The organism is Psychrilyobacter sp., from assembly GCF_037132775.1.
In the GTDB taxonomy this organism is placed as follows: Bacteria; Fusobacteriota; Fusobacteriia; order Fusobacteriales; family Fusobacteriaceae; genus Psychrilyobacter.
The window spans coordinates 57,539-67,931 of the sequence record NZ_JBAHZY010000133.1 but is presented as its reverse complement, the minus strand read 5'-3'; the positions used below and the strand labels follow the sequence as shown (position 1 = coordinate 67,931).

Genomic DNA, 10,393 nt, shown 5'->3' with positions numbered 1-10,393 from the left:
CACATTCCGAACCCAGAAGTTAAGTCCGTAAACGCTGAAAGTACTTAGGGGGCAGCCCCTTGGGAGGATAGGAACTTGCCAAGTCTTTTTTATTTTTTGAAGAAATTCAAAAAATTAAAGGAGTCATCAATTAATTTGGTGACTCTTTTTTTATGCCAAAAATAAGAGGTAAGATACTTTATAATTCATTGTTTTTTATTAGAGTATATCTTCCTTTAATCTTGCGTTAATAAAAAAATAAAAATTTTTTATAAAAAACAAAGAAAAGATTGGTGTTCATAACTATATTATATCAAAACCCTCCAAGATGGGGGCAGGGGGTTGAAAAGCATCAGCTATTTATTTATATATATTTTGGTGGATAGTGAAAAAAGTAGATACAAAAATATAATATTACTATATAATGTAGTTAATAAAAAAATGGGGGAGACATTTATGATAAAGAAATTGGAAGAATCATGATATAAATTTAAAGAGCAAGGTTGAGGTGTTAAATCTTGAAAAATTTAAAACATTGCATTATAAGTCTAAAGGCACCGAGCTATATGTAGAAATGTCTCTTAAACAAACATGGAAAGCGGGTGCTTCTATAGCAAAAGGTGGTATAGAATTCAGTCCGAATATACTTACAGAAGAAGTTTTTTCTATGCCTAAAAAAGGCGGGGTCAATGGAATTTTCTCCAGTACAATACCGTTAAATTATGGTGGGAATTTGATAGATAACTTTAAATTGACGTTCAAAGAGGGGAAAAAAGTAGAATTTACAGCTGAAATAGGTTATGAAATTTTGAAAAATTTATTGGAAACAGATCAAAGGGCTAAATACTTAGGAGAAATAGCACTGATTCCTGTAGATTTCATGGTAGGATCAGAGAATTTATCTATTGATGGAATCGATGAGGATAGAAACCTAATACCGATTTTTAGAAACGGAAACTGGGTAATGTAAATATCAAAAATACAAGGAGAAAATTTTATGAAGTTATCAGAGTTAAAGTTTTTAAAAATCGAGTTAAAAGATCACCCTACCAGGAAATTAAAAATGGAGTATATAAATAAATCTAATGCCATAGCTGTACTAGTATTAGATGAAAAAGAGGAAAAGACTCTCTTAGTAGATCAGTACAGACCTGGAACAAATTCCAATTTATTAGAAATACCAGCAGGGATAATAGAGGCAGGGGAAACAGCTAAATCAACCTTGGCAAGAGAACTCAGAGAAGAAACGGGATATACAAAGAATGATATAGAAATAATATATGAATCCAAGGAAGCTCTCGCTTCGTCGCCTGGGTATACTACTGAAAAATTGTATATTTATATAGTTTAATTAAAAAATAACGAAATAAAACCGTTGGAATTAGAATTAGATGAAACTGAGGATCTCACAACTAAGTGGATAAATTTAGGAGATATGGAAAAGGTCACTACGGATATGAAGAGTATATTGACTTACTATATGTATATGAACAAAAATAAAAGGTAATATCATAAATAAAAATGGAGGGTTTTCCTCCATTTTTTTGTTATATAGGAAATTATAAATAAAAGATTATAAACCTTAATTGTGCTTGTTTGGATGCAATGTCACGTTGCTTTTTTTTAAGGACGGTTATTGTGAGAATAGATAGATATAGATACAAGGAGGAGTTATGGGAAAATTAAAAAAAGAAGCAATGAAAAAATCATTGAAAATTATTAGAAAGTGTAGGAGCTAAAAACATAAAAGTGATACACGTGAAGGGAGCAGCAGGTCGTTGTATCAGGGTAGAGTTTCAAGACATTACGCCATCATTCCTCTTATCAGACTTACAGTTGTCGCCTTTAAGATTGTTAATTAAAGACCCTTATAATTTTAATTGTAAAACGTGTCGCACGTATGCTATCATGAGGACCTTTGTATAGTAGGGATATGCAGAATTTGTCTGGTTGAAGTGGTAGGGGTGGGAATTTTGCAGGCATCTTGTTCTTGCTCCACAGAAAAAGAGATAGAGGTGGAAAACACATAGTCATAAGATCAGGAAAGCCAGAAGGCATATATTTGATCTTATGTTGGCTAACCATGTAGGGGAATGTTGTTCCCTGTATAAGGAACGGAAATTGTGAATTGCAAGATCTGGCAGAAGATTATGGGATCACAAAATATCCCTTTGGGCACCCATATAAAACGGTAAAGCCTGTGGACTGCAGTAAGGGGTATGGAAGTGTATCCTTTGTAGAAGGTGTGTGTGAAGCTGTCTAGATTTGCAGGAGGTAGGAGTTTTGGTGTGAAAGGAAAGAAGTTAACAAATAAAAGATAGCAGTCAATTCTTATTTGACTGCTATCTTTTATTTGTTTAAATTTTTATATGAGCATTTTTTTAGCTGTTGTTCCGTTAATAGAGTTTGATTTTTCTAAAAATTCATCGATAAGATTATTGTCAGCAATCAATTCCAATAAAATCGAACCATCCTGTGAGCAAGTTTCTTTATTAAGATTATGAAGTCCTAATCTTACCTTGATATAACACCCATATTCAGTGAGGGTATTTTGTACCGGAAGAACAATTTCATTTCGATTTTCTAACTTAATATCTACAATTTTAAATTCCATAACTTCACCCTATAAAAAATTATTGACTGAGTTTTTATATTGTAAAGAAATCAGTTATTAATATGAGTATAAGTTAAATATATGAAAAAAACAAGAGATCAATCTGGATCTTCTTCGGAGGATAAATTTTTGTGAAGTTCTTGGCGTTTTAAGAAATATTTATCTTTAAATTTATTTCTTCTATCTGTAAAAGTACGGATGATAGGTAATAAAACACCTGCAACTATACCTGCAGAAAAACCATTGTTATATAGGTTTAATCCGCCGTGAACAACACCGATATTTCTAACCACTGACATGTGAAGCCATCCTGCAACGACACCCCAAAGAGGACCGTAAACACCCGAAATTGGAGCCATAGCAGTACCAAATAGAGCTGAAAGAACTAAAACAAATTTATCTACTTCAGTGGTTACACCGGCTAACCAAACTCCAAATAGGATAGGTGCAATATTTAAAGGATGCTTTCCAAAGGCAGAAAAACCAACAATAGTTAAGATTCCTGCTAAGAGGGGACCGCTCAAAGTTTCTCCTACGAGGAGGATGAAGGAGATAGAGATAAATCCATTGATTCCCATGTTGATAAATGAAAGCCCGTAGCCATATTTTTCCACAAAATCAGACTTTAAGCCGTTACATTTTAATAATTGTTTATAACCTTTAAAACTGTTGTTGTTGATATAAAACCCCACTGAGATCATAAGTAAAAATACCATAGAACAAGTGATCAAGAGCACCATATGATATTTTGTAGAAATTAGCTTTTGAGGCTCGATATTAAAATCATAAGCCTTGAGGACAGAAGTGATAACGGCCCCTAGAAGTCCCCCGGTAAATCCTAAATTATAAAGGTTGAATCCTTCATGAAATGAAACCATCTTTTTGGCTAGCGGAGTAGCGATAAACCCTATAACTATTCCTAAGATCATAGCTAGAAGATAGGCCTCATCAAATGTATCCGAACTAAATGCTAATGCACTGATAAATGGTGCCAATGCACTGGTAAACATGATTGTGGGTAAAACTGTTTTGAAATCTAAATGCTCAAACTTAACATACATGATTCCACCAAGATAGATAGGCAGGACATTAAATATATTTTTTCCAAAGAATGAGAATCCAAAGACTGTAAAAAAAGCAGCTAGAACCAATCCGCTGATCTTTAGTTTAAAACTTTTAACAAGGATAAAGTTAAAAATAAGCAAACTAAATGCATTTAAAAATGTAGCTCCTAATCCGCCAATAACTAAGAAATCTGTTATGAGTGTTGAGGGAGATGTAACTATATTTTTTAATCCAATAATAATATTTGTTTTGTCGACAATAACAAAATAGGTAAAAATACTTAGAATGGCAAGAGCCAGTGTAAGGGTTAATTTTTTAGCTTTTTGCAGTCTCCCATAACTAAATTCATCCATAAAAAATCCTCCTAATAAAATACAATAAATCCCAATCTTTACAAATAGTATAGACTTATATTATACTTTATTTACAGGCAAAAAAATAGTAAAAAAAAATAAGTGCTGAACGTTTTTTAATAAAGCTAAAAATAGAGGTGGATGTATGTATTATGTATATATGCTAGGGTGTGGAGATGGAAGTGTCTATACTGGTATAACCAATGATGTAGAAAAAAGAATGGAGGCTCACAGGTGTGGGGAAGGAGCTAAATATACCAGGGGTAGAGGACCCTTTGGGATTCATTCTTTGTGGGAAATGAAAACAAAATCCCAAGCCTGTAAGGTGGAATATTTTATTAAAGCACAAACTAAAAAGAAAAAGGTATTATTCTATACAAATAAAGAATATTTGACCAAATTAATATATGAGGAGAAGGGGATAGAGATAAAAAAACTGCCCCAATGGGAATTGGAAGAATAAAACATTTGATTGTTGTGAAGATTAATTATGGTGAATTAAAAAAAGATGTTTCTACGTTTTTATCGCAGAAATATCTTTTTTTAATATTTTAAGGTTTTCCCCAAAAATTTTTTTAATTCTAACGTCTGTGGATTACTAAACAGAGAAGCAGCTTCTCCAGCTTCAACAATTCTCCCCTCATCAATAAATAAGATGTAGTCAGCTACATTTTTGGCAAATCCCATCTCATGGGTGACTAAGATCAAATCTTTTTTCTCTTTTTTTAATTCTAAAATACTGTCTAAAACTTCAGAGGTCAGAGCTGGGTCTAACGCCGAAGTAGGTTCATCTAAAAGCAAAAATTGAGAATCAAGAGCAACAGCACGCGCTATGGCTACTCGTTGTTGTTGTCCCCCTGATAGTTGGGAAGGATATTTATGACCATGTTCTCCCAATTGGAATCTATCGAGTAGAGTTTTGGCACGAAGATTTGCTTCATTTTTTTTTATTTTGTGTACCTTTTCCAGGGGCAGGGTGATATTGTCCATGGCCGATAGATGAGGGAAAAGATTAAATGCTTGAAATACCATTCCAATAGTTTTTCTATAGTTGTGTAGATCAGTTTCCTTAAATGACAGGGTTTTATTATTTATGGTGATGCTCCCTTCTTCTGGAATTTCTAAGCCTGCTAAGATTCGTAAGAGGGTAGATTTACCTCCACCAGAGGGACCAATGATGACTAGGGAGTGGACACCTTTTATATTTAATTCCAAATTATTGAGAACAACCTGGTCGCCGTATATTTTTTTTAAATTTGATATATTAATCTCCATATGAAAACCTCTTTTCTAATTTTTTTGACAGGTGGGAGATAGGGTAAGTCAACAAAATATACCCTACAGCTAAGACAGCATAATTTTCAATAGGAGTAAATGTGATAGAGTCCACCTCTTGGACATTTTTTGTAAATTCATTTACTGCAATTATAGATAAAAGAGATGAATCCTTGATAAGGGATGCAAATTGTCCTGCAAGGGGAGGCATAATTCTTTTTATGACCTGTGGCAGGATGATATATCTATATTTTTGAAAATTGGTAAAACCTAAAGCTTTGGCTGAATCAATCTGTGTTTTGTCGATACTGTCTATTCCACCTCTGATAATCTCTGCAACGTATGCACCAGAAAAGGTAGCCATAATAAGGACACCCATAAGGTATCGATTATTTATATTCAAGGCCGTTCCAACCACGTAAAAAAATAGATAAACTTGGACAATAAGGGGTGTCCCCCTTATTATCTCAATAAAAATCTTGGTGAAATAATGAATGGGCAAAAATCTATTTTTTTGACCCACGACCAAAAGAGAACCAATGATCAGACTGCAAATTAAAGAAAATATAGAGATCATAATGGTTACAAAAAAACCAAAGATAAATTTATATTTGAACTCAAAAAAGACAGAAAGTCCTTGAGATTCATAATTTAATCTGCTAAAAGCGTAGTTCCAAAATATAATTCCTATGATTAAGATGAGTGCAGTATTAACTATTTTTGCTGACAAAGTTATGTTAAAACTCTCATCTTTGGCATAGAATAAATCTTTAATTTTCATATTTTAAAAGAAAAAAGGAATATTTCTTTTTTCAAACTCCTCCTTAGGCTCAGCAAGATATTTATCAGCTAATCTATCTAAACTTCCATTTTTTTTATAAGTTTCTATAAAATTATTTATTTGTTTCCCTAGTTTATCGTTATTTTTTTTGTATGCAATAGCCCAATATTGAGGAGTTTCTTCAAAGGGTTTTAAGATTGGCACAGTAGTACTCTTATTTTTTTTCCAATTTTTTAAAATGGTTAGTGGATCATATATAAAAGCATCTACCTTTCCTTGGATAACTTCTAGTATGCAAGCACTTTCTTTGTCAAAAACTAAAATATCGGCCTTTGGGAAAGCCTTCATAGCAACTACATGTCCAGTCGTGCCTCTTTTTACTGCAATTTTCTTACCTTTTTTATTGAGATCCATGGGATCTTTTATTCCACTGTTTTGGTTGGCTAAAATGGCAAGGTTTGATTTTGCATAGGGAATGGAAAAATTGATAGATCTCTTTCTTCTCTCTGTAATACTCATAGATGATAAGATAATATCAATTTTTTCAGTTCTTAGTGCAGGGATAAGGCCTCCGTATCCCATGTTTTCGATGACAACTTCTCTGCCTAAATATTCACCTAAATCTGTAGCCATATCTACACTAAAACCACTTGGGGTGCCGTATTTATCGGTAGTTTCAAATGGGGGGTAAGCTAGCTCCATTCCAACCACTAAAGGCTTTTTTCCAAAGGTTATAGCACTAAAGATAATTAAAAATAAAAATATAATTTTTTTCATAAATTCCTCCTTGAATTTCTGAGTTGAGTTATAAATACTAATCTAGTAATCTAAGTATATACCATAACTTTATTAGATAAAAATTTAAATTTCCTTTTTAAAACAATCTCTTTCTTTTTTTATTTATATTGTTAGATGAAAACTATTAAAAAAACTATTAGATTACTTTGTAAATATAGAATTTTGAGATAATATCTGATTAAGTTAAACTAGAGAGTTGTAACTATAACTTTTTGGTTGTAGTTATTAAGTTAAGTTTTTTATGAAAACGTAAAAATTTAGTATATAATGAAAAAAAGAAAGCTGGAGGAGTTTATGGAAGAAATTAGATATAGACGGGAACAAGAGTTGATAATGAACTACACTTGCGGGAAGATGGCCATTCCGGCAGTTCCTGGAGGAGGGAAAACTTTTATTCTCAGCAGATTAGCTACTAAATTAGTAAAAGTATTAGAAGGGGAAGAGAAAATGTTGATTCTGACCTATATGAATTCATCTGTAAATAACTTTAAACATAGAATAATGGAACTTTTGCAAGAAAGAGGCGAATATGAGCTATATAGGAAATTTCAAATAAAAACCATCCATAAATTAGGGTCGGATCTTCTGAGGGAGTATGGGGATAGTCTGGGCATAACAGAGGGATTCCAAACTATGACAGATGCCAATAGATATTATTTGATGAGTTTGGTCATGATGGAGTATAGGAGGGAAAAACCTGGAGACTTGGATTTTTTTTTAGATACAAAATATGGTGGGACCGGAATGCAAGTTAGATGGGATAAGGAACTGGTCAACCTAACTTTAAAAATGATCAGTGGGATAAAAAATAAAGGAATGACAGCGAAAAGACTGCATAGTTATAGTAAAAAATATAGAAAAGACAGTTTATTGAGAATTGTAGGAGAGTTATTTTATAGATACGACCTGGAGTGTAAAAAAAACGGACTCTTGGACTATGATGATATCTTATTTTATACATATAAATTATTGAAACAAACTCCTAATCTAGTGGAAGAACTTAGGTTGAGATATAGATATATATTTGAAGATGAAGCTCAGGACAGTAACACCCTCCAAAATAAGATAATAAACTTGATATCTAATGGAAACTTAGTCAAAGTAGGGGACCCTAACCAAAGCATATTGGGGACATTTACTTCTAGTTCTCCAAAGATATTTAAAAACTTTATAAGATCTAATCCAAAGGTGGAGATGTTTACTGCTGGTAGAAGTACGAGGAGTATAATAGAGGTAGCTAATTATTTAGTAGAGATCGTAACTACGAGACATCCCTTGGAAGATGTTAGAATAGCTCTGCAGTCACAGTTTATAAAGCCAGTATTGGAGGGTGAGACACCTTCTAATCCAAAGATAGATGGATATGGGGTGAAAACTATAAAAGTTTTGGGTTGGGAGGAGGAAAGAGACTGGCTGATAAAGGGAATAGAAGGATTTCTTAAAAAATATCCCGAGAAAAATGTAGGGGTTCTCCTACCTACTAATTACAGGATAGATGAGATAGCCAGGATATTTAGGAGAAAAAAAATAGATTTTCAGATCCTTAGTGATATTCCCGAGAGTTTATTGGAACTTATGAGTTTTTTAGGAGATTTTTTAGAATATTTAGCTAGACCATTTGAAAATAAAAGACTGGTTAAACTTCTAGAAGATAATTTTTTTATGGATGATGAAAGGGAAGTTAGAGAAATAATCTCAAAGTTTATAAGATCTAATCTTTTAGAAGACGTTCTTTATGGGGAAGAAGAACCAAAATTGGGTAAATTTTCACTAAAAAAATATAAAGCTATCTTAAAAAAAATACGGGCTGTATTGGATTTAAATCAGAGTTCATTGGAAAAAGTGATAGTCTTTATAGGAGAAATATTTGAAATTCATGATGAAAAAAGGCTGTTAATAGAAAAAATATCCTATGATCTAAAAAAAATATTGAAATATAATCCTAAATGGAGTTTACTGGATCTAGCTTTTAATTTAAAAAAAGCAAAAAATAGTGAATTTAGTTATATGGCCAAAGCCGTGGAAGAGGAAGGGGTTTTAGAAAATAATGAAAAATTCAAGGTGACACTATCTAGCTACCACAGGAGTAAGGGGATGGAATGGGATTTTGTCTATTTAGTAGGAGTGGATAACAGAACTTTTCCTGTGCACCTAAATGAAACCAACTATGGTCAGTGTTTTTTTTTAAAAAAGGAATATGAATATCCTCAAATTTTTGTAGAAAAAGAGTTCGAGAGGGAGTTTATAGATAGAAATACAGAAAATGGAGTAGTAAAGAATAAATTGGAGAAGATAGCAGAAAATACGAGACTACTCTATGTGGGGATAACCAGAGCTAAGGAGTACCTCATGATCAGTGGGAATGCAGAAAATGGAGTATATTATTTAGGCGAGATAGAAAAGTTTGTAAAAAATAGGATCAATTAATAAAGTAGGACTAATTCATGGATTAGTCCTAGCTTAAATAATCTTTGGGCAGAAAAGGAGTTGAAACATATGAAAGAAAATTTTTATTATAGTCAAAGTTCATTGGATACATTTAAACGGTGTCCAAAGATGTATGAATATATCTATATAGATGGTGTATCAGGAAAGGGGGGGGATCCCCAATTGAAGAAGAATATAGATATGGGGACAAATTTTCATATTTTAGCCGAAAGGTATTTTAATGGGATAAAAGATTATTTCTATGTAAAAAATGATCAACTTTTGGAATGGATGACTGTGCTGGAAGAAAAATACCCTGAAGATATGGATTTCAGGAGTGAATTTGAGATAAGGCAGAATAAAGATGAAATTAGGCTTATGGCAAAATATGATCTGATTGTTATAGAGGGTGATAAAATAAAGATAGTGGATTTTAAAACAAATAAAAATTCATATAAAGCAGACGTTGTAGATGGTGATATTCAGACAAAAGTTTATATGTACCTTTTAGGAGAAAATTTAAAAAGAGTGTTTCCCAATATAAAAATAGGGAATATTAGTATGGAATATTTCCAACTAAATTATCCTGGAAACAAAATTTGTATAGAATATAATAGAAAAAAACATGAAGAAAATAGAAAAATATTGAAAGAATTAATAGGTGAAATAAAGAAAAATATTTTTTTTTCTGCCTCAAAAAATGAAGAAATCTGTATAAAATGTGGCTTTGAGAGTTTTTGTCAAAAACAACTTTAAAATATTTTTAAAAAAAGTAAAAAAAATGTTGACGGGAACCTGTAAACACGGTATACTTCTTCTTGTCCGTGAGGGAAAGCAAAAACGCTACGAACTCGAAGACGAAAAGAATAAAAATGTTTTAAATGATTATGCCTGGGTGGCGGAATCGGTAGACGCACGGGACTTAAAATCCCGTGTCCTTTGTGGACGTGCGGGTTCAAGTCCCGCCCTAGGCACCATTTTAAAACGCAAATCCATACCGCGGGATAGAGCAGTCTGGTAGCTCGTCGGGCTCATAACCCGAAGGTCGTAAGTTCAAATCTTGCTCCCGCCACCAAAACAATTGAATAACCACATAGGTAT

General features: G+C 32.6%; 11 protein-coding genes, 2 tRNA genes and 1 pseudogene. 9 read left to right on the top strand and 5 right to left on the bottom strand.

Annotated elements, in window-relative coordinates:
• Window positions 1-457: 457 nt before the first annotated feature.
• The 4 genes and pseudogenes from V5784_RS09760 to V5784_RS09745 form a co-directional block, all read left to right on the top strand.
• Window positions 458-949: pseudogene (locus V5784_RS09760) on the top strand (aminopeptidase); the annotation flags it as partial.
• A 27-nt stretch (window positions 950-976) separates the two neighbouring features.
• Window positions 977-1,330 (top strand): NUDIX hydrolase, encoded by a 354-nt coding sequence (locus V5784_RS09755; RefSeq protein ID WP_336888825.1) that lies wholly within the window; start codon window positions 977-979, stop codon window positions 1,328-1,330.
• Window positions 1,331-1,354: 24 nt separating this feature from the next.
• Window positions 1,355-1,486 carry a hypothetical protein gene (locus tag V5784_RS09750; RefSeq protein ID WP_336888824.1) on the top strand — a complete coding sequence of 44 codons (132 nt, stop codon included), beginning with the start codon at window positions 1,355-1,357 and terminating at the stop codon, window positions 1,484-1,486.
• Between the two features lie 621 nt (window positions 1,487-2,107).
• A complete protein-coding gene (locus tag V5784_RS09745) occupies window positions 2,108-2,242 on the top strand; it encodes a hypothetical protein (RefSeq protein ID WP_336888823.1) in 135 nt (44 codons plus the stop codon).
• Window positions 2,243-2,344: 102 nt separating this feature from the next.
• Here the strand turns inward: V5784_RS09745 and V5784_RS09740 are convergent, their stop codons facing one another.
• Window positions 2,345-2,593, bottom strand: coding sequence for a hypothetical protein (locus V5784_RS09740; RefSeq protein ID WP_336888822.1), 249 nt, complete (start codon window positions 2,591-2,593; stop codon window positions 2,345-2,347).
• Between the two features lie 98 nt (window positions 2,594-2,691).
• On the bottom strand, window positions 2,692-4,011 hold the full coding sequence (locus V5784_RS09735; protein ID WP_336888821.1) for a DUF1576 domain-containing protein: 1,320 nt from the start codon (window positions 4,009-4,011) through the stop codon (window positions 2,692-2,694).
• Between the two features lie 145 nt (window positions 4,012-4,156).
• On the opposite strand from V5784_RS09735, the gene V5784_RS09730 reads away from it, so the two are divergent.
• Window positions 4,157-4,474: a GIY-YIG nuclease family protein gene (locus tag V5784_RS09730; RefSeq protein WP_336888820.1), complete on the top strand. Its 318-nt coding sequence runs from the start codon at window positions 4,157-4,159 to the stop codon at window positions 4,472-4,474.
• Window positions 4,475-4,554: 80 nt separating this feature from the next.
• Here V5784_RS09730 and V5784_RS09725 read toward each other — a convergent pair whose 3' ends face one another.
• The 3 genes from V5784_RS09725 to V5784_RS09715 are packed head-to-tail and all read right to left on the bottom strand — an operon-like array spanning window position 4,555 to window position 6,844.
• A complete protein-coding gene (locus V5784_RS09725; protein WP_336888819.1) occupies window positions 4,555-5,286 on the bottom strand; it encodes an amino acid ABC transporter ATP-binding protein in 732 nt (243 codons plus the stop codon).
• Complete coding sequence (locus tag V5784_RS09720) at window positions 5,276-6,016, bottom strand: amino acid ABC transporter permease (RefSeq protein ID WP_336888818.1); 741 nt, start codon at window positions 6,014-6,016, stop codon at window positions 5,276-5,278. Before V5784_RS09720 ends, V5784_RS09725 begins: the two co-directional genes overlap by 11 nt.
• Before the next feature lie 54 nt (window positions 6,017-6,070).
• Window positions 6,071-6,844 (bottom strand): transporter substrate-binding domain-containing protein, encoded by a 774-nt coding sequence (locus tag V5784_RS09715; RefSeq protein WP_336888817.1) that lies wholly within the window; start codon window positions 6,842-6,844, stop codon window positions 6,071-6,073.
• 315 nt (window positions 6,845-7,159) lie between these two features.
• On the opposite strand from V5784_RS09715, the gene V5784_RS09710 reads away from it, so the two are divergent.
• From V5784_RS09710 to V5784_RS09695, 4 genes are all read left to right on the top strand, one after another.
• Window positions 7,160-9,292: an ATP-dependent helicase gene (locus V5784_RS09710; protein WP_336888816.1), complete on the top strand. Its 2,133-nt coding sequence runs from the start codon at window positions 7,160-7,162 to the stop codon at window positions 9,290-9,292.
• A gap of 69 nt (window positions 9,293-9,361) precedes the next feature.
• Window positions 9,362-10,048, top strand: a complete 687-nt coding sequence (locus tag V5784_RS09705) for a PD-(D/E)XK nuclease family protein (RefSeq protein ID WP_336888815.1) — start codon at window positions 9,362-9,364, stop codon at window positions 10,046-10,048.
• Between the two features lie 133 nt (window positions 10,049-10,181).
• Window positions 10,182-10,269, top strand: a tRNA-Leu gene (locus V5784_RS09700).
• A gap of 21 nt (window positions 10,270-10,290) precedes the next feature.
• A tRNA-Met gene (locus V5784_RS09695) sits at window positions 10,291-10,367 on the top strand.
• Window positions 10,368-10,393 lie beyond the last annotated feature (26 nt).

Bases quoted from the DNA above. Each gene is read 5' to 3' on its own strand.
- V5784_RS09755 (WP_336888825.1), top strand. From the start codon at position 977: ATGAAGTTATCAGAGTTAAAGTTTTTAAAAATCGAGTTAAAAGATCAC.
- V5784_RS09740 (WP_336888822.1), bottom strand. From the start codon at position 2,593: ATGGAATTTAAAATTGTAGATATTAAGTTAGAAAATCGAAATGAAATT.
- V5784_RS09735 (WP_336888821.1), bottom strand. From the start codon at position 4,011: ATGGATGAATTTAGTTATGGGAGACTGCAAAAAGCTAAAAAATTAACC.
- V5784_RS09730 (WP_336888820.1), top strand. From the start codon at position 4,157: ATGTATTATGTATATATGCTAGGGTGTGGAGATGGAAGTGTCTATACT.
- V5784_RS09725 (WP_336888819.1), bottom strand. From the start codon at position 5,286: ATGGAGATTAATATATCAAATTTAAAAAAAATATACGGCGACCAGGTT.
- V5784_RS09715 (WP_336888817.1), bottom strand. From the start codon at position 6,844: ATGAAAAAAATTATATTTTTATTTTTAATTATCTTTAGTGCTATAACC.
- V5784_RS09710 (WP_336888816.1), top strand. From the start codon at position 7,160: ATGGAAGAAATTAGATATAGACGGGAACAAGAGTTGATAATGAACTAC.
- V5784_RS09705 (WP_336888815.1), top strand. From the start codon at position 9,362: ATGAAAGAAAATTTTTATTATAGTCAAAGTTCATTGGATACATTTAAA.